This window comes from Denitratisoma oestradiolicum, assembly GCF_902813185.1.
GTDB classification, from domain to species: Bacteria; Pseudomonadota; Gammaproteobacteria; order Burkholderiales; family Rhodocyclaceae; genus Denitratisoma; species Denitratisoma oestradiolicum.
The window spans coordinates 286,432-312,992 of record NZ_LR778301.1; the positions used below are offsets into that span (position 1 = coordinate 286,432).

Consider the following 26,561-nt stretch of genomic DNA (forward strand, 5'->3'; position numbering starts at 1 on the left):
CGGACCATGAGCTCATATCCATCTTCTCCTCGCTACCTTGCCGCCGTCCTGGCCCTGGCCCTGGCACCGCTGCCGGTCCTGGCCAATCCCACCCTGCCCACTGTGATCAGTGGCCAGGCCAGTTTCCAGAACGGAGGCAATACCCTGTCGGTCCGGACCGTCACTCCGGCCACGATCATCAACTGGCAAGGTTTTTCCATCAATGCCGGCGAGGTTACCCGCTTCGATCAGCCCAGTGCCGCCAGCGCGGTGCTGAACCGGGTGATGGGCCAGAACCCCAGCCAGATCCTGGGGGCACTGCAATCCAACGGCCGGGTTTTTGTGCTCAACCCAGCTGGCGTGGTTATTGGCAAGGATGCCCAGATCAATGTGGCGGGCCTGATGGTCTCGGCCCTTCCCCTGGCGGACGCGGACTTCCTGGCTGGCCGCTGGAATTTCAGTGGTCCGGGAGGAGCGGTAGGCAACGATGGCAGCATCAATGTCATGGAAGGCGGCGCCGTGCTGCTGATCGGCGACTCGGTCACCAATTCCGGCCTGATCCAGGCGCCCAATGGCCAGGTGGTGCTGGCTGCCGGCCATAGTGTCACCTTGGCCGAACTGGGCACCCCAAATCTGAGCGTCACCATCAGCGCGGCTACCCAGCAGGTTCTCAACCTGGGGCAGATATTCAGCCATGGCGGCAGCAGCCGACTCTATGGTGCCCTGGTGCGGGTGGAAGGGCTGGTGAATGCCAATACCGTGGACACCGCCGCCGATGGCACGGTAATCCTGAGCGCCATTCGCCAGGTGGAACTGGCGCCGGGCGGGCGCATCGAGGGCCGCAAGGTGGGCCTGCAGGGGGAAACCATCAACCTGCGCAGCGGACTGCTGGGTAGCGAAGGGGTGAAGGCCCAGGCCACCATGAATCTGGTGGTGGATGGGGGCCGCATCGAAGGCCCCAAGGTGGAACTGAACAGCCCGAATCTCAAGTATGCCGGCCCGGGACCTTTCCCCAATGCCGGTGTCCAGCCCGTCAATAATGTGGTCAATGGCGTGGTGCAGGCTACCCTGCCACCGCCTCCCATCAACCCGATGCCTGCGGGCATGCTGCCGGGGCAGAACACCCTGCCCATGATGCCGCCGCCCGGTGGCCTGCCTGTGCAACAGCCCGGCGGACTTTCCATTACCGGTATGCCCCCGCCCCCGTCTGGAATGACCATAGGTGGCATGCCCGGACCCAATATGGGTGGCACTCTTTCCGGATTGCCCCAGCAACCCGGGGGTACCCAGATCGGCATGCCCAGACCGCCAGGAAGTGGCGGCCCCATGCCGGGGCAGATGCCCTCTGGCGGTGGCGCCGACATTCAGCAAACTCGTCCCGATTCCATGAATTTGGTCCGGCTGGACAGCACGGGAGGCCAGCCCCCGCTGATCTCCGGTGCCAATCCGGCCCCGGCTCCCCAGCCGGGCGTTGCGACCAACCCGTCCCCGGTGGTGCAGCCTGCCCAGCCTGGACAACCCCTCCCGATCCCCCTGACTGAGCAGAACCCGGTGCCGGGCCAACCCGTGCAACCCGGGTCGGTGGCCCAGCAACCTGTCGGACAGCCCGGGCAGCAACAGCCTGGGCCAGCACAACCCAACCAGGCTAACCAACCCAATCAACCCAATCAACCCAATCGGCCTAACAACCAACAGAACCAGCCAGGAAAGCCGGGGGAAGCTGGACAACCTGGTGAACCGGGCAAGCCGGACCCGAGCAAGCCGGACCCGAGCAAGCCGGACCCGAGCAAGCCGGACCCGAGCAAGCTGCGGCCGGCAGGGGCGGCCAATCAGGGCAAGGGACGACCGGAAGGTGGTCCCGGATTCGGCCGCATCAATATCGCAGCCCTCAGCCCTGGCATGGCCAGGGCACTGGTGGCCGAACGCCATGCGCTCAAGGCGGAAGTTCTCAAGAGTGCCCTGTCCAGCCTCGAGATCAATCCCCAGGCCGCCGACATTCCTCCCTGTGGCGCGGGGGGCGGCGAAATCTGCATGGCTGCGGCCCGAACCCAGGCAGCCATGGTCACGACGCCTCGCAACAAGCCCACCGAATCCCATCTGCCCCGCATTTCGCGAAAAATCGCCGTGCTGGTGGGCAACGACAATTATCGTGACAAGGCCATCCCTGTCCTGGAGTCCGCCGGTCAGGATGCCGAGGCGGTGGGCAAGGTCCTGACGGAGCGTCTGGGCTATGAGGTTCGGGTTTTGCGCGACGCCACCAAGGGCGATATTGTCCGCGCCCTCAACCAACTCACCAGCGAAGTGGGGCCCAATGACAGTGTCACGCTCTACTATGCCGGCCACGGCTACCTGTCGGAAAAGAGCCAGGCCGGCTACTGGCTGCCGGTGGACGCTGAGGCTACCCGCCCGGACAACTGGATTTCCAACCAGGACATCGCCAAGTATCTGGCCAGCATTCCGGCCAAGCAGGTGATGCTGGTGTCCGACAGTTGCTTTTCCGGTGCCCTGACCCGGGAGCAGAAGGTCAGTACTGCCCTGACTTCCCGGGATCCCAATACCATCCTCGATCGCCGTTCGGTGGTGGTGCTGACTTCCGGCGGCGAGGAGCCCGTGTCGGACGAGGGCAAGGGTGGCCACTCGATCTTTGCCTGGCATTTCATGAAGGCTCTGGAAAAGATCACCAAGTGGAATCCCGGGGCCGGTCTCTATGAAAACGTGAAGAACGAGGTCAGCCGGGAGTTTCCCCAGGTGCCACAGTACGGCGCCTCCCTCTCCGCCGGCCATCAGTTGGGTGGCGACTATCTGCTGGAGCGTCGCCGCTATCGCTGATGCGGCAATGTCCTGCTTGCGGGCAGGGTGAGTTCCCGACTAAATTAGTCGGCCAATCATTCTGCCCGCCCGCCATGGCCAACCGACTCGCCGCCGAGACATCCCCCTACCTGCGCCAGCACGCCGACAACCCGGTGCACTGGCAACCCTGGGACGCTGCCGCCCTGGCCCAGGCCCGGGCCGAGGACAAGCCCATTTTGTTGTCCATCGGCTACTCCGCCTGTCACTGGTGCCACGTGATGGCCCACGAGTGTTTCGAGGACCCGGAAGTGGCGGCGTTGATGAACCGGCTGTTCATCAACATCAAGGTGGACCGGGAGGAGCGGCCGGACCTGGATCAGATCTACCAGCTCGCCCAGCAGATACTCACCGGCCAGAGTGGCGGCTGGCCCCTGACCATGTTCCTCACCCCGGAGGGGCAGCCTTTTTATGGCGGCACCTATTTTCCCAAGCAGCGACGCTACGGCCGGCCCGGACTGCCCGAGCTGTGCGAGAACATCGCCGCCACCTATCGCCAGCGGGACCCGGAAATCCGCCAGCAGAACGCCGCCCTGCGGGAGGCCCTGGAGAACACTCTGCCCAGCGCCGGAGCGGTGGCGAACCTGGTCGACGTGCCCATTGCCTGGCTGAGGAATCACCTGCTGAACATTCACGACTCCCGCGACGGCGGCTTTGGAGGCGCTCCGAAGTTTCCTCATGCGCCGGACCTGGCCCTGCTGCTGGATCGGCATGTCGCCCACGGCGACGGCGAGGCTGGCGCGGCGGCCCTGCTGACCCTGGGTCGGATGGCCCGGGGCGGGCTGTACGATCAACTGGGCGGTGGCTTTTTCCGCTACAGCGTGGATGAGCGCTGGGAGATTCCCCACTTTGAAAAAATGCTCTACGACAACGGCCTGCTGCTGGGGTTGTACGCGGATGCCTGGGCCGCCAGTGGCGATCCCCTGTTCGCGCGGGCGGCCGAGGGCATCGCCCGCTGGGTGATGACCGAGATGCAATCTCCAGATGGCGGCTATTACGCGGCCCTGGACGCGGACTCGGAAGGGGAGGAAGGCAAGTTCTACGTCTGGCAGCGGGAGGAGGTCCGCGCCCTGCTGGATGATGGGCAGTGGCGGGTGGCGGCAGCCCACTGGGGGCTGGATCAACCGCCCAATTTCGAGAATCGCCATTGGCACCTGAAAGTAGCCGAGCCCCTGGCGCCCGGCGAGGAAGAAGCCCTTGCCGCCGCCACCAGGATTCTGCTGACGGCGCGCGGCGAACGGGTGCCCCCCGGTCTTGACGACAAGATCCTGACCGGCTGGAACGCCCTGATGATCCGTGGCCTGGTCCGAGCTGCCCGGGTCTTCGATCGCTCGGACTGGCTGGCCTCGGCCCGCCGCGCCCTGGAGTTCATTCGACAAAGGCTGTGGCAGGGAGACCATCTGCTGGCGACCCTCAGACCGGGTTTGCCGCCCCTGGGCGCCTATCTGGACGACCATGCCTTTTTGCTGGAGGCCCTGCTGGAAATGTTCCAGGCGGATTTCCGCAGCGACGATCTCGACTTCGCCCGGCAACTGGCGGACGCCCTGCTGGAGCGCTTCGAGGATCGGGAAGCCGGCGGCCTGTTCTTCACCGCCCACGACCACGAGACCCTGATCCACCGCCCCAAGCCGGGCCACGACAATGCCACTCCCTCCGGCAACGGCGTGGCGGCCCGGGCGCTGCAACGGCTGGGCCACCTCTGCGGCGAAGACCGTTACCTGGAGTCCGCCCGGCGCATCCTGCATCTTTACCAGCCCCAGTTCGCCCAGCAGCCGGCCGGGATGGCAACGTTTCTCGATGCCCTGGAGGAAGCCCTGACACCGCCCCGGATAATCATTCTGGGCGGCCCGGAGGCCGAGCTGCGTCAATGGCAGCGGCGCCTGGCGGCCATGTTCCAGGCCCACACCCTGATCCTGGCACCCGGCACCCAGCCCGGTTTACCCGAGGCGCTGCAACGACCTGTTACACCCCGGGTCAACGCCTGGGTCTGTCAGGGCGTTAGCTGCCTGGCACCGATTGCCGATCTGGCTGAACTGATAACGCCTTGACACAAGACGGCATGATGCAAGCTTTTTGAACTGAAGTAGAATTCACAAGGTTTTTTCCCCCGCTTGATCCATTAGGAGATATGTCGCTATGAAATCCGTTGTTGTTTCCCTGATCGCCGCCGCCGGCCTGCTGGCCGCCGGTGCCGCACAAGCCGACCAGGCCCTGGCCTCCTCCAAGGGCTGCATGGCCTGCCACGCCGTCGACAAGAAACTGGTCGGTCCTGCCTTCAAGGACATCGCCAAGAAGTACGCCGGCGATGCTTCCGCCGCCGGCAAGCTGACCACCAAGGTTCTGGAAGGCGGCTCCGGCGTCTGGGGTCCCACCCCGATGCCCGCCAACAAGGCCATGGGCGTGAAGGAAGCCGAAGCCAAGAAGCTGGTGGCCTGGATTCTCAGCCAGAAGTAATCCGTTTCACCCCCACGACAAGGGCGCGCCCTCGGGCGCGCCCTTGTCGTGTCAGGGCCGCAGGCAGCCGGATGGGTCATATGATCTTCAATTACGGATGTGCACATGGCTGGCGGCTCTTCTTTATCCATAACATGTGTGCATCCCTTATGGAGCAACAGCATGCGTAATACCCTGATCCTGACCGCCCTCATCGCCCTGTTCGGTTCCGCCCAGGCGGCGGAAGACTGCGCCAAGTGGAAAGAGAAGCTGGTGGATGCCTTCCCCGGCAGTTCCGCCCCCCGCGGTTTGACCATTGGTGTGAAGGTGAATAAGGACGGCCAGGCAGAACTCAACATTCCCCGCGCCAATTTCAGCGATGTCTGGCTGCGGGTTACTTCCGAATCCTGTGGTATCGACGTGGCCTACGTGAAGCGTTGCCGCGTCAACTACAATGCCAGCAAGTGGACCGCCAGCTGCCAGTTGCCCGGACTGGCCGCCGACGTGGCTACTCTGCCGGTGGCCGGCTGGAAGCTCAGCAGCGAAAACAACCGCCTGGACTTCAACGCCGAGATGTAATTCATTCCAGGTTCCGGCCTTGTCAAGGCCGGAACCTGATTGCTTTTTCGCATTGACACACCCGTTGGCACGGGCAACAATCGGCCCGGTTTTTTGATCCCGAGAGAATGCCCAGATGACAACCGTTTTCCGCTTCCTTCCCCTCGCCCTGGCCCTTGCCTTCAGCTTGGCCTCCTGCGGCCGGCAGGACTCCGCCGCCGGCGACACCGTCAAGATCGGCATGGCCGCACCCCTGACCGGCTCCCAGTCCGACATCGGTCTGGACATACAGCGGGGCACCCAACTCGGCATCGATGACCTCAATGCCCAGGGGCTGGAGATCAATGGCCGCAAGCTGAAGTTCGAGTTGCTCTCCGAGGACGACGAGGCCAATCCGGCCAAGGCCACCACCGTGGCCCAGAAGCTGGTGGACGCCAAGGTCGTTGCCGTGGTGGGCCATTTCAATTCCGGCGCCTCCATCCCGGCCTCGAAGATCTACGCTGACGCCGGCATTCCCCAGGTTTCTCCCGGGTCCACCGCGCCCCGCTACACCCAGCAGGGCTATGCCACCACCTTCCGCGTCGTCGCCAACGATGACCAGCAGGGCCCGGCCGCCGCCAGCTTCCTGGTCCACAGCCTGAAGGCGAAGAAAGTGGCGATCATCGATGACAGCACCGCCTACGGCCAGGGCCTGGCCTCCACCTTCGAAGCCGCGGTGAAGGCGGCGGGGGTCGAGGTGGTGGCCCATGAGCACACCACCGACAAGGACACCGACTTCGCCGCCATCCTTACCAAGATCAAGGGCAAGCAGCCGGAATACCTGTTCTTTGGCGGTATCTATTCCCAAGGCGCCCCCATGGCCAAGCAGATGAAGGCCCTGGGTCTCGACGTGCCCCTGATCGGCGGCGATGGCATCCAGACCCCCAAGTTCATTGAAGTGGCAGGCGCTGCGGCGGAAGGCAGTTATGCCTCCATCCCCGGCCTGCCCAAGGACCAGATGCCCGGCGGCAAGGCCTTCCTGGAGAAGTTCCAGGCCCGTTACAACAAGCAGGTGGAACTCTTTGCGCCCATGGGCTACGACGCCGTATTCGTGTTGGCCGAGGCCATGAAACGGGCCGGCTCCACCGAGCCTGCCAAGGTCCTGCCGGAGCTGAAAAAGACTCGCTACAACGGCGTCATCGGGCCCATCGAGTTCGACGACAAGGGGGATCTGAAGAACGGCCCCATCACCATCAACGTGGTGAAGAATGGAAAGTGGGAGACCCGGGACGTCGTGATGCCCGGCGGCGCAAAGTAATCCCTCTCCGCTGACGGCCGCCGCCAGCCCTGCACACCCCATGGAAACCCTGATCCAGCAGATCGTGAACGGCCTGGTGCTGGGGGCCGTGTATGCCCTGGTGGCCCTGGGCTACACCATGGTCTATGGCATCCTGGGCCTGATCAACTTCGCTCATGGCGAGGTGGTGATGGTGGGCGCCCTGGTGACCCTGGCTGTGATCAAGCCCCTGGCCGCCGCCGGGGTGCCAGCGGTGGCTCTGCTGCCCCTGGGTCTGATCGTGGCCATGCTGGTCTGCATGGCCCTGGGCGCCACCGTGGAGCGGATCGCCTACCGGCCCCTGCGCAATGCGCCGCGCCTGGCGCCCCTGATCACCGCCATCGGCGTCTCCATCGTGCTCCAGTACGGCGCGGTGTTGATCTGGGGCCGGGGCTATCACGCCTATCCGGAACTGCTGCCCACCACGCCCCTGGAATTCTTCGGCGCCCGCATCAGTCCGACTCAGATCGCCATCGTCCTGGTCTCATCCCTGATCATGGCGGGCCTGCTCTGGCTGGTCCATCGCACCCGCCTGGGCCGGGCCATGCGCGCCACCGCCGAGAACCCTGCTGTGGCCCGGCTGATGGGCGTCAATGTGGATCAAGTGATTTCTCTTACCTTTGTCATCGGCTCGGCCCTGGGGGCAGTGGCCGGCGTGCTGGTCAGCATCAACTATTCCGTGGCCCATTATCAGATGGGCTTCACCCTGGGTCTGAAAGCCTTCACTGCCGCCGTACTGGGCGGCATCGGCAACCTGGGCGGCGCCATGGTGGGCGGCCTGCTGCTGGGATTGATCGAGGCCCTGGGAGCCGGCTACATCGGTGACCTCACCGGCGGCCTGTTCGGCTCCAACTATCGGGATGTCTTCGCCTTCCTGGTGCTGGTGGCGGTGCTGATCTTCCGTCCCTCGGGCTTGCTGGGTGAAAGAGTCGCGGAACGTGCCTGAACGAGTTCAGACACGTTCCGCCGGCGGCGGATTGACGCTCCCACCCCCCGACCCCCGCCCTGAGGGCGGGGGTGACGGCAGATGTGCCGCTGCGGGCGGCAACAAAGAGAATATCTGAGCTATGTCCACGCGCAAAAAAGCCTATTTCTCGACCGCCGGCCTGGGCCTGTTGCTGGCTCTGCTGCCTTTCCTGGTGGGGGCCGGCTTCGGGGCGGCCTGGGTGCGGGTGCTGGACTTTGTCCTGCTCTACGTGCTGCTGGCCCTGGGCCTGAACATCGTGGTCGGTTTCGCCGGCCTGCTGGACCTGGGTTACGTGGCCTTCTACGCGGTGGGGGCCTATCTCTATGCGCTGCTTTCCAGTCCCCATCTGACCGAGCATTTCCCCGCTCTGGCAGCCCATTTTCCTGGCGGGCTGCATTTCCCGGTCTGGCTGGTGCTGCCCGCCGGAGCGCTGCTGGCGGGGGCCTTCGGCGTCCTGCTGGGTTTTCCCACCCTGCGCCTGCGGGGGGATTACCTGGCCATCGTCACCCTGGGTTTCGGCGAGATCATTCGTATCTTCCTCAACAATCTCTACCAACCCGTCAATCTGACCAACGGCGCTCTGGGCCTGACCCAGATCGACGGAGTGCGGCTGGGCCCCCTGGCCCTGGACCGTAGCCAGCAGATTCTCGGCATCACCGTCCCCTCCCTGCATCTTTACTACTACCTTTTCCTGCTCCTGGCCCTGGCCATCATCCTGGTCTCGATCCGCCTGGAGGATTCCCGCATCGGCCGGGCCTGGGTGGCCATCCGTGAGGACGAGGTGGCTGCCAAGGCCTGCGGCATCAATACCCGCAACGTCAAGCTGCTGGCCTTCGCCATGGGCGCCAGCTTCGGCGGCGTGGCCGGGGGCCTGTTCGCCGGCTTTCAGCAGTTCGTCAGCCCAGAGAGCTTCCAGTTGATCGATTCCATCATGATCCTGTGCATGGTGGTGCTGGGGGGCATGGGCCATATTCCCGGGGTGATCTTCGGTGCGGTGCTGCTGACGGTGCTGCCCGAAGCCTTCCGTTATGGCGCCGGCCCGGTGCAGAAATTTCTCTTTGGCCAGGTGCTGGTGGACCCGGAAGCCCTGCGTATGCTGTTGTTCGGCCTGACCCTGGTGCTGGTGATGCTGTTCCGCCCCGCCGGCCTCTGGCCCGATCCGCGTCACCGTCGGGAGATGCGGCGATGACGGCTCCCCTGCTTGAAGCATTGGGCGTTTCCAAGCACTTCGGCGGCGTGCGTGCGCTGAAGGACGTGTCGCTCACCATTCATACCGGCGAGGTCTATGGTCTGATCGGTCCCAATGGTGCCGGCAAGACCACCTTTTTCAACGTGCTCACCGGCCTTTACGCCCGGGACCAAGGCCAGGTGCTGTTCGATGGCAGCCCCCTGCCCCTGGGCCAGCCTCATGCGGTGGTGGCTGCCGGTCTGGCTCGCACCTTCCAGAACATCCGTCTGTTCGGCAACATGAGCGCCCTGGAAAATGTCATGGTAGGCCGTCACGGCCGCAGTCGCAGCGGCGTGCTGGGGGCCGTGCTGCGCAGCCGAGCCGCCCGGGAGGAGGAGGCCGCGATTCGCCGCCGGGCTCTGGAGCTGCTGCATTACTTTGGCATAGCCGATCGGGCCGATGACCTGGCCCGGCATCTCTCCTACGGCGACCAGCGCCGTCTGGAGATCGCCCGGGCCCTGGCCACCGAGCCGCGCCTGCTGGCCCTGGACGAGCCCGCCGCCGGCATGAATGCCACCGAGACAGAAGAACTGCGCCGCCTGATCGAGGGCCTGCGCCGGGACGGCCTGACCGTGCTGCTGATCGAACACGACGTGAAGCTGGTGATGGGACTGTGCGACCGGGTGGCGGTGCTGGACTACGGCGAGAAGATCGCCGAGGACGTGCCGGAAGTCGTGCGCAAGAATCCCCGCGTGATCGAAGCCTATCTGGGGGTGGAGGCATGAGCACACCCCCGCCCAACCTCCCCCGCCAGGCGGGGGAGGTGACTGGTCACCCCCTTCCTCGGGAAGGGGGATGGGGGGATGGTCATCCACTGCTTGCCGTAACGGATTTGTCAGTCCGTTACGGCGGTATTGCGGCGGTGAAGGGCGTTTCCTTCGATGTCGCGGCCGGGGAGATGGTCTGCCTGATCGGCGCCAACGGCGCCGGCAAGACCTCCACCCTGAAGGCCCTGGCCCGGCTGCTGCCCGCTGGAGGCGAGATTCGCTATCAGGGGGAACGCATCGACGGCCTGCCTTCCCATGAGCTGATTTCCCGGGGTCTGGCCCTGGTGCCCGAGGGACGCGGTGTCTTCGCCCGCCTCTCCGTGGCCGAGAATCTGGTCATGGGCGCCTATCATCGTCGGGACAATGGGATCGACATCGACCTGGAACGCATCTACGAACTGTTGCCGCGCCTGAAGGAGCGACAGGGCCAACTGGCCGGCACCCTCTCCGGCGGTGAACAGCAGATGCTGGCCATCGGCCGCGCCCTGATGGGACGACCCCACCTGCTGTTGCTGGATGAGCCCTCCATGGGCCTGGCGCCCCTGATGGTGCAGAAGGTCTTCGAAGTGATCCGCAGTGTCGCCGCCCAGGGTGTCACCGTGCTGCTGGTGGAGCAGAACGCCCGCCTGGCGCTGCAAGTCTGTCAGCGCGGCTACGTGATGGAAAGCGGCTGCATCACCCTGGCCGGCCCGGCCACCGAACTGTCCGCTGATCCGAGGGTGCGGGCGGCCTATCTGGGGGAATGAGCAAGCACCTTCGACGAGCTGTGAGAAAAGCTTCACGGTACTATCGCCGCCGGTAAATCGCCTCGAACTGCACCACCCAGGTGCGCCCGCCATTGTCCGAGCTTTCCTGGGTCTGGCGCAAGGTCTTGTCGGGTAGCGCTTGTAGGACTACGCGCTGACGGCTACCTGGCGCAGGGGCGGCTTCCGCCTCCAGCACTAGCCGCCCCTGCTCCTCCGCCCCTGAGGAACGACTTACCTTGCCCCGAGTATCAGTCCAGAACTGCTGCCATTTGCCTTCCTGTGCCGAATAGGCCATTAGACCAATGCCGCGACTGCCGTCGCGGCCGGTCCATTCTTCAATCAGGCCGCAGCCATCGGCGGCGGCCGTGATGCGATTCTGGCCGATCGGCCCCAGTGTGGGAGAAGTTACATCCCATTCACCGAGCCAGACATCGTATTGCCGATATTCGGCGGCCTGGCATGGGGCGCCGATTGGTTCTGCGGTCGCGCCGGCTCCGATCAGCGCGCACAGTGCTGCCATCAGCACCCGGTGCATTTTTTCAGCCATGGTCATGCTCCGCCCTGTCACTTTCCATCGGGTGTGAATACCAGCAGGGCATTACCCGGCCGCAGCTGGGTTGCGGCGCCGGAGGTGACATAGAGCGCACCCTTCGCCAGCACTTGTGAATAACCGCTGACCGCCCCGCCCACGGCATCCACACCGTTCACCGCCGGGGTGTTGCCGGCGGTATCCATATTCCAGACGACGACGCCATCCTGGGTGCGATAAGCACGAATGTGTCCGTCCCAGGAACCCAGGAAGGCGATGCCCGGCATCAATGTGACGGAGGAAGACTGGGCCGCGCTGCAGCCCTGCTCGCCCCAACTGCATACCGGCGGCGGCGCATCGGCCCGCCAGAGGGTTTTGCCACTGGACAGATCCAGCTTGACCAGCGCCCCCTTGTTCCCGCCCTGGGGTGCATGAACATCCCCCACCGGCACATAGACGGTATCCTCGGCGGAGGCCATGCCATACATGATGCCGCCGACATCCCCGCCGAAGGCCACGCGCTTACGCCAGACCAGGCGGCCGCCGCGATCCGGGTCCATGGCATAGACCATCCCATACTTCTGCCCCGCCACCAGCAATTGACGGCCATTTTTCAGGGTGGCCAACAGCGGCGGCGAACCGAAGCCAAAAACGTTGCGGCAATCCGTGTAGCCATGCTTTTCGCAATAGGCGAAGCGCTCCTTGTCGCCGGGCAGGACGCTGCGCTGCCAGCGAACCGCCCCCGTCTTCTTGTCGAAGGCCATGATGGCGTAGGCCCCCGGTGGATTGTCCATGGTGTAGGACTCGCCGGTCGCGGCATAGATCAGCCCGCGCTTGTCATCCACCACCAGGGGCGTCCAGATTGCCGCACCGGCCGGACTGGACAAGGGTTTGCCGGAAGGCGTGAACTGGCCCGTGAGCCGCGACGGCTCGGCAATGGTATGAGTCTTCCACTGGAATCGCCCCGTGACGGCATCCAGCGCCACCACGCTGCCGCGGAAGGTACAGCAGGGGTAATCCGGGTCGTGGGTCAGAGGATCCTCGATGGAAGACACCGGCACGAACAATTGATCCCCGGAGAGGGTCGGCGCCGCCGTAATGCGTGTCAGCACATGATCCTCGACCTGAGTTTTCCAGAGCAGCTTGCCGCTGCTGGCATCCAGGGCATAAACGAATCCCTGATCATCGCCAAAGAAGACATGGGCCTGGTAAGGGGCTGTTGCGGGTGCTCCCACGGTAACGCGCCGAATCAAACGTTCGGTGGGATAGGACCAATAGGAACAGCCGGTCTGGGCATCCAGGGAATGCACTTCACCCGAACCACTGGCCAGGAACACCCGGCCGCCGGCCACCACGGGACCACCGGCCGCACTGCCGGGATAGGCGAAAGCCCATTTCAGTTTCAGTCGGGAAACGTCTGCTGGCGCTAGGCCCGCATCCGGCTGGTAACGCTCTCCCGCCCCGTTCTTTTCCAGCATGGGCCAGTCCTGGCTGCTGATGCGCACCGGCGCACCGGGTTGGGCGCAAAGATTGGCCGTCGGCTGCGGGCCCTTGCCCGGTTGCCGGCCGGTGAGGTGGGCCGCCAGGGCACGGAAATCCTCTGGGCCCAGGCCCGCCGCCATGGGCTTCATGGCGCCGTGGCTCAAGGTGCGGACCACGGAGTCTGGGCCACGATAGGCCAGGGCCGCAGTCGGGGGGATCCGTCCCTGGGGATGGTCGTGGCAGGTCGCACAGCGTTGCGCAAAAATTTCCGCCCCGCGCTTGCCGACAACCGCATCTTCCTCGCTGCCAGGAGCGAATGCGCTGCCGGCCCCTTGCGCAATCCCATAGCCAAGGCTCACACAGGCCATTACGGCCATGGGCAGCCGGCGCAAAGCTTTTGTCGTAATCATGTTTTGCATCATTTTCGTCATAAGGCTATTGAGTTGATACCGATTCAGGAATGCGGGCCCAGTGGCCCGCATTCCTATTGCAACGCTTGGTGCACGGAACTACCAACGATAGGAGAAGGAAGCCCCGTAAGTACGCGGCTCGTCCCAGTAGCCGAGGTTCATGCGTCCGATCTGGGGAATGACAATGCGGCCGGCAATGTGCTGCTTGTCGGTGATGTTGCGCACCCAGAGGGAGACTTCACCGAAGCTGTCATGCCCCATGGGAATACCCTTCAGCAGCAGCTTGCCGTTCCAGAAACCCGCTGCGGCGATATTGCCTTCTTCGTCGGTGGGCTGATCGGTCCGATACAGCGCATCCCCCGGACGGGCTTTCTGGCCGGCCATCGACTGCATTTCGCTCTGGTAGGTGTAGTCCAGCATGCCGCGCAGGGTGCCCCAGGCGGTCTTGGCAATGTGGGCATCCATGGCCAGGGTCATGTTGAACCTGGGAGACTGCCCCACCGGCCAGTTGCTGGCCTCATCAATGCCATTGATGATGTATGAGTCATATTTGCTGCGTAGAAACCCCAGGCTGCCCTGTAGCCGCATGGTGTCGCTGGGCGCGTAGGCCGCTTCTAGTTCCAGGCCCGATGAGGTCGCCTTGCCCGCATTGGAGATGGAGGGCAGTGGCACGCCCCCGGCGCCAGCATTGAACACCACCACCTGCTTGTCGGTCGTTTTGCTCATGAAGAGCGCACTGTTGATTTGCAAGCGGTTGTCTTCCGATGTCCATTTCAGGCCCAGTTCATAGGACTTGGCCTTTTCCGGCGCGTAGGGCCGCGAAGCCTCGGCAGGGGTTGAGGCCGTGCCATTGAAGCCCCCGGTGCGGAAGCCTTCTGCGTAGCGCGCGTAGCCATTGGTCTGGCTGTTGAATTTATAGGCAGCCGTCAGCATCGGCGTGGTGGCACTGAACTCTTTTGAGGAATCCGTTGGCGGCACACCTCCCGCCCAGCCCCCGGCGCCCATGCCCGCGTCATCGATGGTGTAACGTGACAACTGCTTGTGTTCCCGGTTGTAGCGAAGGCCGGCCGTCAGCGTCAGGGCCTCGGTCGTCTGATAATCGGCCTGTCCATACCAGGAGGAAGAGCGCGACTCAAAAGTGTACTTGTCGATTGCCGCCGGCACGCCCCACAGGGGAAAGGACTGGGAACGGTCATGGGTACTTCCCTGGTCCTGGAAGAAATACAGGCCGGTCACGTATTTCCAGCGGTCTGTATGCCCGACCCACTGGAACTCCTGGGATCGCTGGGCATAGCTCGAATGGAAGGGCGAATTGTCCAGCACGCTCAGATTCGTGCCGTCGATATCCAGAGCGCCCTGGCCCCGGGTGTGGCGATAGCTGACAATCGCCTTCAAGGTATTGTTCGGATCGATGTCCCAATTGAGGGTGGCTGAGTGGCCCTCGGTTCGATCCCGCTCGAACACGGCGATATTCGCCCCCGCCGTGGTCTGCCGCTCGGTACTGGCAAACTTTGAATAGCCACCTGCGCCGTAGTAATCAAGAAATCCGCCCAGGGCGTTGGGGGCTACATAGGTCAGCTGACCGAGGGGCGGCCTGTCGTTGCGGCTGTTGGTGTCATAGCGGTAATCGAATTGCAGAGTGCTGGAAATATCCAGATTCATCGCCAGACGACCGGACTGGGTATTCAGGCTGTCGAGGCTGGAAACCGGGCTCCCCGGCAAGGTTTTGACCAGGCCGTTGCGATGATTTTCCCGATACCCGAAAGAGACACTGGCAATGCCCATCCGCGGCAGATCCATGGACAGGCTGGTCGCCAGTTTTCCATAATTACCCACATCGACCCCCACCGCTCCGCCGAACTGGCCTGTGGGTTTGCGGGTGACAAAACTCAGGGCGCCGGCCATCGTGTTACGGCCATAAAGCGTTCCCTGGGGGCCCCGCAGCACTTCCACCCGCTCGACATCCAGCAGATCAAACTGCTGGCCGCTGGGCTTGCCGATAAAGACACCATCGATATACACACCGACCATGGACTCCTGGAATAGAGGTGTATTACCGAGAGATGAGCCCCGCATGGCAATCTTCACGCTGCCGTGTTCAGCCTGGGACTCCGAAATCTGCAGATTCGGCGCCAGGGCGGAAAGATCCTTGGTGGTCTGCACCCCTCGGGCCTCAAGTTGTTGCACCGAGTAAGCCGAGATGGCTAGGGGCACATCCTGCAGTTTTTCCGCCCGCTTCTGGGCCGTCACTACGATTTCCTCCAGGCCGGCCCCGACCGCATCGGCCGCCCATGCCTGTCCAGCAAACAAACCGGCTACCAGCAAAGGGATCCCACGCTGTGCGAAGCCTCTTGGCAATACTTGGCTTACCTTGTTCATGTACTCCTCCTATATTTTTCTGGTCTTCCATTCGAAGACATCTTCACGCGGCGACTTAGTAGGCTGTTCAGCCTTGCATTGGTCTCGATGAATTCTCTATGGCCTAAGATGCTAAGTCAACAGGAGTCTCTTTAATTTATTTTGGAGGGTGGGTTTCATGGTCGACGTACCTCCGATCAAGGTCCGCCGAGAATCATCGCCATAAGTCCTCAATCCTGTAAACTAAGGGCCCAGTACAGAGCATCTCTAGATCATGAAAAGCCCTGGTAACGCAGTTTCTGACGTCACTTCTAAGGCAGCCGCCAAGCGGCCCGCCGAACCGTCCGTGAATCAGCCCAGGGGAAGCATACGCACAGGAGGACGCACCGAGCGGGTGCGCCTGTTGGTTGCCAATGCTGTGCTGGATGCACTACGCAATGGCAACTATTTTTTCGATATCAAGGATATTGCCGACCTGACGGGCGTAAATAAATCCACCATCTACCGACGTTGGCCCACACGGGTAGCCCTGATCAGCGAAGCCATGAAGGAACACAATTCCCAGATTCAGATCGTCGATACAGGGAAATGGCGTAGCGATTTGTTGTGTCTCGGCCTGAATCTGCGCAGTTTTTTCTCCAACCCGACTGAACTGGCTTTCAATGCCACCCTGGCCATGAGCAACGATCCCGACCGGAGCGCCATGGCGGACCAAAACTGGGCTCCCGTCCAGGAGCGACTGGAGCAGGTGGTGGAGCGGGCAAAGGCCAGAGGCGAGATCCCCCAAGACACACCCGGACGGCTGATTATGTCGATGCTGACATCCCCCATTCTGTCGCAGATCCTCCTGGGGAAATCCCTCCCGACCGACGAGATGATCGCCCGGCTAGTAGACCTTCTGGTAAAAGCCACCGCCCACCCCGATTGAGATAAAAGTATCTACTAAGGCATCAGTAGTTGTCTTAGCGGGTGCTAGCTGCTATCTTGCTGTGCTCCCCCTGCTCCCGCAGCCCATCGACTCCGAGCTCTTTCCCATGATCTTATCGGCTCCTCCAAGCACCCGCCCCGCTCTTCTGCTTGCACTCCTGCTTATTGCTCACAGCCCTGGGGGGGGGGCCACGGAAGACACCATTCTCATCACCGCTACCCGCAGCGCCCGCTCAGCCTTCGAACTGCCGGTGGCCATCGGCGCAGTCTCCGGGCCGGTCATCACGGAGGGGCAATGGGGCGTCAATCTTTCCGAAGCCCTGTGGCGGGTGCCCGGCGCCGTAGTGTTGAACCGCCAGAACTACGCCCAGGACATTCAGGTGTCGCTAAGGGGGTTCGGCGCCCGGGCCGCCTTCGGGGTGCGGGGCGTGCGCCTGATCCAGGACGGCATCCCCCTCACCATGCCCGACGGCCAGGGCCAGGGAGCCAGCATCGATCTGCTCTCCGCAGGTCGCATCGAAGTATTGCGCGGACCGTTTTCCGCCCTCTACGGCAACCACTCTGGCGGCGTGATCCAGGTCTTCAGCGAGGATGGTCCCCAACCGGGGAAGGTCTCACTGCGCTACGGGGCAGGCAGCGCCGGCAGCCGCAATACCAGCCTCAAGCTGGCCGGCCAGCAGGGCGGGGTGAACTACCTGCTGAACACCTCATCCTTTGCCACCGACGGCGAACGCCAGCACAGCTCCGCCCGCCGCGACAGCATCAATGCCCGGCTGAAACTGACCCTGGACTCCGGCGCCACCCTGACCCTGCTGGGCAACGGGCTGGACCAACCCATGAGCCAGGACGCCCTGGGGCTTTCCCGGGCCCAGTTCGAGTCGGACCCCCATCAGGCCGACAGCAGCGCCCTGGACTACAACACTCGCAAGACCATCCGCCAGATGCAGGGGGGCGCCGTCTGGGAACAGCCCCTGGGTAACGACCTGCTGAGGATCAGCGCCCATGGTGGCACCCGCAGCGTCACCCAGTACCAGTCCATTCCCGCCTCGGCCCAGACTTCACCCCTGCACCCGGGGGGCGTGGCGGACTTCGATCGCCGCTTCGAGGGCCTGGGCCTGCGCTGGACCCGCAGTCGCAGCAACTGGGAACTGGTGGCCGGCGTCGATGCCGACCGGATGGCGGACGAGCGCAAGGGCTACCGCAACTTCCTGGGCAGCCCGTCGGCGCCCACCGCCCTCGGTGTCATGGGCGCCCTGCGCCGGGACGAGGACAATCAGGTGCGCAGCCTGAACACCTATCTCCAGGGACAATGGACCCCGCAACCGGACTGGACGGTCCATGCCGGCCTGCGCCACACCCGGGTTGCCTTCGTTTCCAAGGACCATTACCTGGCCGACGGCAACAACGGCTCTGGCGCCGCCGACTACCGGGATACAAGTCCGGTGGCGGGCCTGTTGTGGCGGCTCTCCCCCGACGTGCATCTCTATGCCAACCTGGGCTACGGCTTCGAGACCGCCACCTTCACCGAAATGTCCTACCGGCCTGGCAACCTGCCTGGTCTCAACTTCGACCTCAAACCCTCCCGCAGCCGCAGCCTGGAGACCGGCGTGAAGGCCCGTCCCTGGCCAGGGGCGGAACTGGAGGCGGCCCTGTTCCGGGTGGAGAGCGACGATGAGATCGTGGTGGACAGCTCCGCCGGAGGCCGCACCACCTACCGTAACGGCGGGCGCACCCTGCGCCAGGGCATCGAGCTTTCCTTTGCCACGCCCCTGGGCCGCAACGTCGGCTTCATGGCGGCCTGCTCGGTACTCGGCGCCGAATACCGGGATGCCTTCGGCAGCGTTCCCGCCGGCAACCATCTGCCCGCCGTGCCGGCCCGCAGCTGTCATGGTGAACTGGCCTGGCGCCCGGCAGGTGGTTTCGATGCCGGCCTGGAGGTCCATCACCTGTCCGGCATGTATGTGGACGACGCCAACAGCGCCACTACCCCGGCCTACACCATCGCCAGCCTGCGGGCCGGCTGGCGGCAGGGGATGGGGCGCTGGGAATTCCAGGAATTCCTGCGCGTCGATAACCTGGCTGACCGTCGCTATGTGGGTTCCCTGATCGTCAATGAGCGCAACGGCCGCTTTTATGAGCCGGCGCCGGGGCGGGCCTATCTGTTGGGGGCTTCGGTCGCCTATCGCTTCTGAGGCTCTTGGCCTGAGCCGCGCCAAGGGGGAGAATCGGGTTCCGTTGTCCCATTCTCCTTAGGAGGTTGTCATGCGCAAACTCTATCCCCTCGCGATTGCCGCCGGCATGGCCCTTGCTGTTCCCGCCCACGCCATGAAGCCCGGTCTGTGGGAAATCACCAGTCAGATGAGCGGCGGCGGCATGCCGGCAATGCCCGCCATGCCCGCCATGCCCGAGGCCCAGCGCAAGCAGATGGAGGCCATGGGCATCAAGATGCCCGGCGGGGCCGGCGGCGCCATGAGTGTGGTGGTGAAGCATTGCGTCACCAAGGAACAGGCCGAGAATCGTCTGCCGCCCCAGAGTCCGGAAGACCGTCGCCAGCGCTGCGAGCAGAAGGACGTGAAGATTTCCGGCAACACGGTGAGCTGGAAGATCGAATGCAGCGGCGATCGGAAGATGAGCGGCACCGGCACGATGACCTACCAGGGTGAGGAAAGCTACAAGGGCGAATCCACCTTCAACATGGAGGAAGGCAAGCGCGGCCCGGTGACCATGAAGCAGAGCTATTCAGGCAAGTGGCTGGCGGCGGCCTGCAAGTAGCGCCCATGGTCGCCAGCGCCACCGACGAGGATGCAAATACGCCAAAGTAACGCCGCCCATCCCCGCCCCGGGGCGGGGCTACTGATCGGCTCGCTACGCTCGACGGTTACGCTCGGCTCCGTTGATATTTTTCACGGCAACGTAAATAAACGAGCTTTCCCGCCGGGCCGACCCAAGGGAAAGCGGCACGCGGCGCCAGCCGCAACCCCTCGGTGCTGCTACGAAGTGCCCCGTAATATCGAGCGGAGCGAGCCGTATCGAACCCCCCGGAGGGGGGCGAAGGGGGGCGAGCCCATGGATCAGGACTCCAGCACCCGCAGTTCCGCGTTGGTGTAGCGCAGGCGGCTTGCCAGGACGCTGGCGATGCCTTCCATCAGGGCCAGGGCGGCCTTCTTGTGTTCCTCGGCGAACTTGTCGAAGGTCCGGCGCGACAGCACATAGAGTTCCGCGTCGCTGAAGGCCACGGCGTCCGCCGAGCGGGGGGCACCGTCGAGGAAGGCCATCTCGCCGAAGAAGGCGCCCCGGCCGAAGGTGCCCAGATGGTGGGCCTGCTTTCCCTCCAGGGGGAGCAGGATGCGCACCGCGCCGCGGCGGATCAGGAAGATTTCATCCCCGGTGTCGCCCTGGGCGAATATGTGTTCTCCCGCCTTGTAGCTGCGCTTTTCCAGACACTGTTCAAAGGCGGTCAGGGTCTGTTCCTTGCGTCCCCGGAACAGCTCGATCTCTCCCAGGGCCAGCTCGGATTCCTCCACCAGATCCAGGGCCGCCTCGGCGATGATGCGGTCCTCCACCCATTCCATGGCTTCGTCCAGCTCATCGAAAATGCGTACCGGGCTGTCGGGCTGCACCAGTCCCACCTGATCGAAGTATTGCTGGATGTCCTTGCCGCTGGGCAGGTTGTGGGGGATCTGGCTGAAGATCAGGTAGCCGTTACGCTCGGCCAGCATGGCCTTCACCTGATCCAGCATATGGGCCGCCGTCACGTCCACGGTCTGGACTCGGCGCATGTCGAGGATGAGGTAGGTCCGTGTCTTCAACTCGGGTTCCAGGGCGGTGTAGAGCTGATTGGCGGTGCCGAAGAAGAGGCTGCCCTGGAGTTCCACGATGGCGGCCCGGTCGCCTTGTTTCAGGAGGATTTCCATCTCCGCCTGGGTCCTCACCCGTTTGGAAAAACTCTGGTTGCCCAGCACCTTGCGCCGGACCACGGTGCCGCCGATCTGCTCGCGGATGAACAGCACCACGGCCAGCACGATACCCACGCCGGAAGCCGCGATCAGGCTCAGTGTCAGGGCCGTCGTCACCACGGCGGCGATTACCGCGAAATCCAGCATGGTGGTGCGCTGACGCAGGAAATGGAAACTGTGGCGGTCGATCATGCGCACACCAATGACGATCAGGATCGCCGCCAGGGCCGCCACCGGCACCCAGGCGATCAGGGAGCCCAGCACCAGGAAGGCCACCAGGGACAGCACCCCCTCCATGACGCCGGAAAAGCGGCTGGCCGCTCCGCTGGAGATATTCACCAGGGTGGCGCCCATGGTGCCGGCGCCGGGTATGCCCCCCACCAGGGCGGAGGCCACATTACCCAGGCCCTGGCCGATCAGTTCCCGGTTCGACTGGTGACGGGAGCGGGTCAGGGCGTCCAGCACCACGCAGGTCTTCAGGGTGTCGATGGACAGCAGCACGGCCAGGGTCAGGGCCGGTATGGCGATATGCCTGACCTGGTCAATGCCGATATCGCCCATGGCCGCCCAGCGGCCGGCGAGGGCATCGGCGAAGCTGCCCCCACCCTCGCCCAGAGGACCCACCACCAGGGCGTTGCCGGCCAGGGTGAGCAGGGTCGGATCGAACAGGCCCAGGCCGAAATAGCCCAGCACGCCGGCCAGCAGGCCGAGAATCGCCGCCGGCACGAGCTGGGTCACACGGGAGGCTCCCAGCATCACCCCCATGGTCAGGCCACCCACCAGCATGCCCTGCCATTGCCACTGGGCCGGTATCGCCAGGGATGCCCAGAAATGCACGCCCTTGGGCACCCCCAGCAGCTTGGGCAGTTGGGCGGCGATGATGATCAGGCCCACGCCGGACAGATAGCCGCTCACCACTGGATAGGGCATGTATTCGATCAGTCGCCCCAGGCGGGCGATGCCGAAGGACACCTGCAACAGGCCGGCAAGGAGGCCTAGCATGGACAGCATCAGCAACACGGCAGCGGGGCTGGCGCCGCCCTGCATGGACTCGATGGCGAAGGCCGAGAGCACCGCCGCCGCTGGCGCGCAGGGGGCCGTGATCAGCCGGTTGGTGCCCCCCAGGGCCGGAGCGATGAGCCCCAGGGCCGTGGCCCCGAGGATGCCGGCCAGGGCGCCCTGGGCCGCCGCCGAGGCACCCAGAGGGGAGTAGATGGTGACGCCGAAGGCGATGGCCGAGGGCAGGGCCACCAGCATGGCGGCCAGGCCGCCCCAGAAATCGCCGGCGGGATTTTCAAGCCTGGGCCGGCTGATTCTCATGCCTGCTGTTCCCTATGCTGTGTGGCGCTATTTTCGTGGAATTGAAGATAGGACATGGCAAACTCCATCGGCGGGAGACGAGCCCATTCTAGACGTCCCGTCGGAAGGCCGACTAAAGGCGGCTTTGGCGCAGCATTCCCAGCGCGCCTTCGTAATCGAAGATATCGAGTCGATGAGCGAAGTCGGCGTAGCCCTTACCCAGGCGCGCTTGTAGCTGGCGGGTGGATTCCGCTGCCATGGCACTGGCTCTGACATCGCCTTCGGCGAGCAGGGTTTCCAGTTCCAGCAGTCTGTGTTCGTCATGTTCCGCATCAACGTGGCTCGCCGGAGTGGGGGTGGGCGCCGGTTCCTCTGGCAGAGCGCGGATGACCTCGATCAATTGGGCCAGTTCGTCCCCGCATTGCCAGGCGAGGGCCTCGCATTCCGCCGGGGATTGATGCTGATGCAGCATCTGGTCCAGGGTCGAGGCCAGAGCAGCAATCCTTTGTGCACCCAGGGTGGCGGCCACGCCATGCAGGGTATGGCTTATCTGCGACGCTGCTTCCAGATCTCCCTTGGACAGATGCTCCAGTAAATGCTGTATGTCATTATTGTGAGTGTCGGCGAACATGCGCAGCAGCCGTTGATATTTTGCATTGTCGCCCTGGACCAGGGCGAGGCCCCGGTTTGCCTCCAGGCTAGGGACGGCCGACAGCGCGGATGGCATGCCTGGTATCACGGGTGATATCCGGAGCGGAGCATCCTCGGCCCCGGCCCGGGACCTGTGATCCGATGGCGAGAGCCAATGCAGCAGCGTGCTGTAGAGATGCTCGGGTACCACCGGCTTTGCGACGAAGTCGTTCATACCCGCTGCCAGACAGGCTTGCCGGTCGGCGCTGAAGACATTGGCGGTCAGAGCCAGAATCGGCAGGTTGGCGCAGGTGGATAGGGCGCGTATCGCCCGAGTGGCGGTCAGGCCGTCCATCTCCGGCATCTGCACGTCCATCAATACCAGTTCGTAGTTATTGGCGCGCACCCGTTCGACAGCGAGACGACCATTTTCCGCTGTGTCCACCGACAGGCCGACCCCATGCAGCAATTCCAGTGCCACTTCCCGGTTGACGGCGTCGTCCTCTACCAGCAGTAGCCGGGCACCGGCATGATCCCGGCGCAACAGGGCCTCCTCACTGATAGCGGTGCGGGCTGTGGTTCCCGTGGGCAGGATGCCATGGCCTCTCTGAAGCCGGCAGGTGAACCAGAAGGTGCTGCCCTGGCCCTGGCTACTCTCGACACCCACCTCTCCACCCATCAGTCGGGCCAGACGGCTGGTGATGACCAGCCCCAGGCCGGTCCCGCCATACTTGCGGGTGGTGGAAGCATCTGCCTGGGAGAAGGCTTCGAACAGCGATGCCTGTTTTTCAGAGGGGATACCTACGCCGGTATCCTGGACCTCGAAACGCAGCAGCAGGTCCCGGGGGGTTTCTTCCACTAGCCGGGTGCGTAGCCAGATGGTGCCGCGCTCGGTGAACTTGACCGCGTTGCTGGCATAGTTGAGCAAGGCTTGACGCAGGCGGGTGGGATCGCCCCGCAGCCATGGAGGCACACCATCACGGTCCACGAAGATGGACAGGTCCTTGGTCCGGGCCTGATCGGCGATCAGGGAGCGCACGTTGTCCATCACCGAGTCCAGAGCGAAATCGGCCTGTTCCAGCTCCAGGCGGCCGGCCTCAATCTTGGACAGGTCGAGGATGTCGCTAATGATGGCCAGCAGATGGCGTGCTGCCGTGTCAACCTTATCCAGGCGGTCGAGCTGCCCGACGTCCAGGTTGGTTTGGCGCAGGAGATAGGTTAGACCGAGAATGGCATTCATCGGTGTGCGGATCTCGTGGCTCATGTTGGCCAGGAAGCTGCTCTTGGCCTGGTTCGCCGAATCGGCCAGGGCTCGGGCCGCTTCCAGTTGCTCGGTACGGCTGGCCACCAGTTCTTCCAGGTGGTGACGGTGCTGGTCCAGCTCCCGGCCCAGCCGCTTCTTCTCGGTGATGTCCTCCTTCACGGCGACGTAGTGGGTGATGCGTCCATCGGAGCGACGGATGGGTGTGACGATGGCGAATTCCACATATTCCTGGCCGTCCCTGGTCTTGTTGTAGAACTCCCCCTTCCATACCCGGCCGTGGGTCAGGGCATCCCAGAGGCTTGCGTAGGTCTCCTGGGGCGTCTTGCCGGAATGCAGGATGCGCGGATTCTGTCCGATGACTTCCTCGCGACGATATCCGGTCTTGCGCAGGAACACCTCATTCACGTATTCGATCTCGGCCGCCAGATTGGTGATGACGATGCTTTCCGGGCTTTGCTCCACGGCCAGGGAGAGTTTGCGCAGCAGGGCTTCCTTTTCCCGCATCGGCCGCAGGTCGAGATAGCTGCTGACGATGCCGACCACCTTGTCCTGGGCATCGCGTATTTCGCCGACGCTGTTGGCGACGGGTATCGATGTACCGTCCCGGGCCAGGAGTTCCAGCTCGCCCGACCAGGTGCTGAATTCCCTGATATGACGATAGATTTCTTCTATGTGCGGGCCGTTGTTCTCTGGTGTTGGCAACAGACGGTCCGCCGGTTCGCCCAACAGCTCATGCAGTTGATAACCAAACAGGCGCGTGAAGGCGGAGTTGAGGTAGGTGATGCGAGATTGGTTGTCCACCAGCAGCAGGGGTTGCGCCAGTTGCTGCAAGGCCTCGCTGAAAATGTGGCGTTGGACTTCGGCCTGCTTGCGTTCGGTGATGTCCTCGCCAGAGCTGAGGGTGCCGATGATGTGCCCGGCGTCATCGGTCAGCCAGGTGTTGTGCCAGGCAATCAGCCGCTGGCTGCCGTCGCGGCAGAGCACCGGATTCTCGAAGTACTCGGCGGATTTGATGTCACCCGCGATGATGTGACGGAACACCGGAAATACCTGCTCCATGCCGTCGGGCTGGGGCAGGAAGAACTCGAACCAGGGGCGCCCCAGCATTTCCGCTTCCGTGTAGCCCAGCAGTTCGCAGCCGGCCCGGTTGATCATGGTGACGCGACCCCCGGCATCCAGCGCCACCATCACGGCCTGCACCGTGTCCAGGTAGCGCTGGTTGCGGTCTCGCTCCTGCCGCAGGGACAGCTCGGCTTCCTTGCGCTCGGTGATATCGCGGGAAATTCCGAAGATGCCGACGATCTTGCCGCCGGCATCGCGCAGGGGGCCCTTGAGGGTCAGGAAGGAGCGGACCCCGGTTGTCGTGGCGAATCCACTCTCGTCCGTCATCACGCAGGCCTCGTCGATCACCCGGCGGTCGGCTGCCATGATCGCCTCGGCCTGCTCCGCAGGCAGAAGGTCATGGGCGTTTCGGCCCAGCAAAGCCTCGGCCGGCTTGCCGGTGGAACGGCAGCCGGCCCGGTTGACCATGGTGTAGCGGCCCTCCATATCCTTGGCGAAGATGACGTCCTCCGAGCTGTCGGCAATGGTAGCGAGCAATTGCAGGGCGCCGATCCGCTCCGCCTGGGCCTGCTGTATGTCGGCGGCCAAGGCCAGTTGCTGGCGTTGGCGCAGCAGGTAGGCGCCAGCGGCGGCCGCAAACAAGGCTAGCAGCCCGGTCAGGAAGATCCAGAATGCATCGTGAACAGCTTTTTCATAAAGCTCTTGCTGGTCGAGCTTGGCGATCAGGAACCAGTCGGTGCCAGCGATAGCCTGGGCCACGGCCACGACAGCCACGCCGCGATAGTCCTCGCCTTCGAGCAGGCCGCCCGGCGTGGTTTCGCCCCGCAGCACCCGGCTGGTCAGTAGGCGTGGTGTCGCAAGGGACACTCGGGTCTGAGTCGTTCGGCCCTGACTCTCCAGGAACAGCACTTGGTTGCCGTCGCGACGGAACAGCAGGATTTCGCCGCTGGCGCTGGGGCCTGGCCAGGTTTTCAGGGTGCGGAAGAGCCCGTCGTCGGGGGCCGTGTGCAGTACCACCAGGGGCGGATCGGCTCCCGTCCCCAGAGGGGCGACGAAATCCAGGCGCGAGGCGCCGGCCGGACCGGGATAGGGGCCCGCCCAGTGCACCTGCAGGTCGGCGGAGGCCAGCCGGGCTGTATCCCGCAGGGCCGGATTGATCTCCTCTGGTGCGCCGATGCTGTTCCACAGGCGCCTCCCCTCACTGTCCAGCAGCAGGACGGCGGCGAGATCATGGCTCTGGCGCAGTTGCTCCAGCCCGGTCTGCAACTGACCGAGGCTGGCCCGGTCCCCCGTCTGGCGCCAGTGGAGATATTGAGCGGCGAAGGCCGGATTGGTCTGAACGAATCTGGCGTCATCGTGCCTTTCCTTGAGCCAGTCAGTGACCTGTTGCGCCTTGAGGTTGGCGATGGCCTGGAGTCTCGCGACTTCCTTGTCGCGCTGGTTACTGACGGTGTGGAGGACTATTGCTATCGTCAGGGCGACGATGGTGACGACAAGGATCATGACCGGCAGGGTTGGGCGCCAGGACCCTGGCAGGGCCGTGATGGGTGCCGTGGCCGGCGCCGTGCCGACCAGACGCTGCATCAGGCCGTAAAGCAGCATCGAGGTGACTCCCACGAACAACCAACCCTTGAGGGTACTGGCCAGGGTGATTGCCGCGGGGTCGGTGAACAGCCATTCCATCGCCTGGTCGGACACCAGTATCCAGAGGGCCGCAAAGACGGCATAGACCAGTACGATGGCCAGGATGCCGCGGCTGGCGTGGGCGGTGGAGGATGCTGCGTGGGCGGGATCGTCGGGCATG

The 26,561-nt window shown here is 64.0% G+C and carries 17 protein-coding genes; 12 read left to right on the forward strand and 5 right to left on the reverse strand.

The window, feature by feature from the left end:
* Window positions 1-6: 6 nt before the first annotated feature.
* From DENOEST_RS01510 to DENOEST_RS01550, 9 genes are all read left to right on the forward strand, one after another.
* Entirely contained in the window at window positions 7-2,808 is a 2,802-nt protein-coding gene (locus DENOEST_RS01510; protein WP_183148187.1) for a two-partner secretion domain-containing protein, read from the forward strand.
* 74 nt (window positions 2,809-2,882) lie between these two features.
* Window positions 2,883-4,874 (forward strand): thioredoxin domain-containing protein, encoded by a 1,992-nt coding sequence (locus tag DENOEST_RS01515; RefSeq protein WP_145771437.1) that lies wholly within the window; start codon window positions 2,883-2,885, stop codon window positions 4,872-4,874.
* A gap of 88 nt (window positions 4,875-4,962) precedes the next feature.
* Complete coding sequence (locus tag DENOEST_RS01520) at window positions 4,963-5,280, forward strand: c-type cytochrome (protein WP_145771438.1); 318 nt, start codon at window positions 4,963-4,965, stop codon at window positions 5,278-5,280.
* Window positions 5,281-5,442: 162 nt separating this feature from the next.
* Window positions 5,443-5,838: a hypothetical protein gene (locus tag DENOEST_RS01525; protein WP_145771439.1), complete on the forward strand. Its 396-nt coding sequence runs from the start codon at window positions 5,443-5,445 to the stop codon at window positions 5,836-5,838.
* Window positions 5,839-5,953: 115 nt separating this feature from the next.
* Window positions 5,954-7,114, forward strand: coding sequence for a branched-chain amino acid ABC transporter substrate-binding protein (locus DENOEST_RS01530; RefSeq protein ID WP_145771440.1), 1,161 nt, complete (start codon window positions 5,954-5,956; stop codon window positions 7,112-7,114).
* A gap of 40 nt (window positions 7,115-7,154) precedes the next feature.
* The gene (locus DENOEST_RS01535) at window positions 7,155-8,078 is read left to right on the forward strand and encodes a branched-chain amino acid ABC transporter permease (RefSeq protein ID WP_145771441.1); all 924 of its coding nucleotides are present in this window, start codon (window positions 7,155-7,157) and stop codon (window positions 8,076-8,078) included.
* A 121-nt stretch (window positions 8,079-8,199) separates the two neighbouring features.
* Window positions 8,200-9,288 (forward strand): ABC transporter permease subunit, encoded by a 1,089-nt coding sequence (locus DENOEST_RS01540; protein ID WP_145771442.1) that lies wholly within the window; start codon window positions 8,200-8,202, stop codon window positions 9,286-9,288.
* Entirely contained in the window at window positions 9,285-10,052 is a 768-nt protein-coding gene (locus DENOEST_RS01545; protein ID WP_145771443.1) for an ABC transporter ATP-binding protein, read from the forward strand. Before DENOEST_RS01540 ends, DENOEST_RS01545 begins: the two co-directional genes overlap by 4 nt.
* Window positions 10,053-10,141: 89 nt before the next feature.
* Window positions 10,142-10,840: an ABC transporter ATP-binding protein gene (locus DENOEST_RS01550; protein WP_145771471.1), complete on the forward strand. Its 699-nt coding sequence runs from the start codon at window positions 10,142-10,144 to the stop codon at window positions 10,838-10,840.
* 40 nt (window positions 10,841-10,880) lie between these two features.
* Here DENOEST_RS01550 and DENOEST_RS01555 read toward each other — a convergent pair whose 3' ends face one another.
* The 3 genes from DENOEST_RS01555 to DENOEST_RS01565 form a co-directional block, all read right to left on the reverse strand.
* A complete protein-coding gene (locus DENOEST_RS01555; protein ID WP_145771444.1) occupies window positions 10,881-11,387 on the reverse strand; it encodes a hypothetical protein in 507 nt (168 codons plus the stop codon).
* A gap of 17 nt (window positions 11,388-11,404) precedes the next feature.
* On the reverse strand, window positions 11,405-13,261 hold the full coding sequence (locus tag DENOEST_RS01560) for an outer membrane protein assembly factor BamB family protein (RefSeq protein ID WP_170228242.1): 1,857 nt from the start codon (window positions 13,259-13,261) through the stop codon (window positions 11,405-11,407).
* Window positions 13,262-13,360: 99 nt separating this feature from the next.
* The gene (locus DENOEST_RS01565; protein ID WP_145771446.1) at window positions 13,361-15,640 is read right to left on the reverse strand and encodes a TonB-dependent receptor; all 2,280 of its coding nucleotides are present in this window, start codon (window positions 15,638-15,640) and stop codon (window positions 13,361-13,363) included.
* A 253-nt stretch (window positions 15,641-15,893) separates the two neighbouring features.
* Here DENOEST_RS01565 and DENOEST_RS01570 point away from each other — a divergent pair, with 253 nt between their 5' ends.
* From DENOEST_RS01570 to DENOEST_RS01580, 3 genes are all read left to right on the forward strand, one after another.
* Window positions 15,894-16,547, forward strand: a complete 654-nt coding sequence (locus DENOEST_RS01570) for a TetR/AcrR family transcriptional regulator (RefSeq protein WP_145771447.1) — start codon at window positions 15,894-15,896, stop codon at window positions 16,545-16,547.
* A 106-nt stretch (window positions 16,548-16,653) separates the two neighbouring features.
* Window positions 16,654-18,738: a TonB-dependent receptor family protein gene (locus DENOEST_RS01575; protein ID WP_145771448.1), complete on the forward strand. Its 2,085-nt coding sequence runs from the start codon at window positions 16,654-16,656 to the stop codon at window positions 18,736-18,738.
* 70 nt (window positions 18,739-18,808) lie between these two features.
* Window positions 18,809-19,318: a DUF3617 domain-containing protein gene (locus tag DENOEST_RS01580; protein WP_145771449.1), complete on the forward strand. Its 510-nt coding sequence runs from the start codon at window positions 18,809-18,811 to the stop codon at window positions 19,316-19,318.
* A gap of 299 nt (window positions 19,319-19,617) precedes the next feature.
* On the opposite strand, the gene DENOEST_RS01585 is transcribed toward DENOEST_RS01580, so the two are convergent.
* Both DENOEST_RS01585 and DENOEST_RS01590 read right to left on the reverse strand, forming a co-directional pair.
* Window positions 19,618-21,822: an SLC26A/SulP transporter family protein gene (locus DENOEST_RS01585; RefSeq protein WP_145771450.1), complete on the reverse strand. Its 2,205-nt coding sequence runs from the start codon at window positions 21,820-21,822 to the stop codon at window positions 19,618-19,620.
* 112 nt (window positions 21,823-21,934) lie between these two features.
* The gene (locus DENOEST_RS01590) at window positions 21,935-26,560 is read right to left on the reverse strand and encodes a PAS domain S-box protein (RefSeq protein WP_170228243.1); all 4,626 of its coding nucleotides are present in this window, start codon (window positions 26,558-26,560) and stop codon (window positions 21,935-21,937) included.
* Between the last annotated feature and the right edge of the window lies 1 nt (window position 26,561).

Coding starts and splice junctions, on each gene's coding strand:
- DENOEST_RS01510 (WP_183148187.1), top strand. CDS start 7: ATGAGCTCATATCCATCTTCTCCTCGCTACCTTGCCGCCGTCCTGGCC.
- DENOEST_RS01515 (WP_145771437.1), top strand. CDS start 2,883: ATGGCCAACCGACTCGCCGCCGAGACATCCCCCTACCTGCGCCAGCAC.
- DENOEST_RS01520 (WP_145771438.1), top strand. CDS start 4,963: ATGAAATCCGTTGTTGTTTCCCTGATCGCCGCCGCCGGCCTGCTGGCC.
- DENOEST_RS01525 (WP_145771439.1), top strand. CDS start 5,443: ATGCGTAATACCCTGATCCTGACCGCCCTCATCGCCCTGTTCGGTTCC.
- DENOEST_RS01530 (WP_145771440.1), top strand. CDS start 5,954: ATGACAACCGTTTTCCGCTTCCTTCCCCTCGCCCTGGCCCTTGCCTTC.
- DENOEST_RS01535 (WP_145771441.1), top strand. CDS start 7,155: ATGGAAACCCTGATCCAGCAGATCGTGAACGGCCTGGTGCTGGGGGCC.
- DENOEST_RS01540 (WP_145771442.1), top strand. CDS start 8,200: ATGTCCACGCGCAAAAAAGCCTATTTCTCGACCGCCGGCCTGGGCCTG.
- DENOEST_RS01545 (WP_145771443.1), top strand. CDS start 9,285: ATGACGGCTCCCCTGCTTGAAGCATTGGGCGTTTCCAAGCACTTCGGC.
- DENOEST_RS01555 (WP_145771444.1), bottom strand. CDS start 11,387: ATGGCTGAAAAAATGCACCGGGTGCTGATGGCAGCACTGTGCGCGCTG.
- DENOEST_RS01560 (WP_170228242.1), bottom strand. CDS start 13,261: ATGATTACGACAAAAGCTTTGCGCCGGCTGCCCATGGCCGTAATGGCC.
- DENOEST_RS01565 (WP_145771446.1), bottom strand. CDS start 15,640: ATGAACAAGGTAAGCCAAGTATTGCCAAGAGGCTTCGCACAGCGTGGG.
- DENOEST_RS01570 (WP_145771447.1), top strand. CDS start 15,894: ATGAAAAGCCCTGGTAACGCAGTTTCTGACGTCACTTCTAAGGCAGCC.
- DENOEST_RS01575 (WP_145771448.1), top strand. CDS start 16,654: ATGATCTTATCGGCTCCTCCAAGCACCCGCCCCGCTCTTCTGCTTGCA.
- DENOEST_RS01580 (WP_145771449.1), top strand. CDS start 18,809: ATGCGCAAACTCTATCCCCTCGCGATTGCCGCCGGCATGGCCCTTGCT.
- DENOEST_RS01585 (WP_145771450.1), bottom strand. CDS start 21,822: ATGAGAATCAGCCGGCCCAGGCTTGAAAATCCCGCCGGCGATTTCTGG.
- DENOEST_RS01590 (WP_170228243.1), bottom strand. CDS start 26,560: ATGCCCGACGATCCCGCCCACGCAGCATCCTCCACCGCCCACGCCAGC.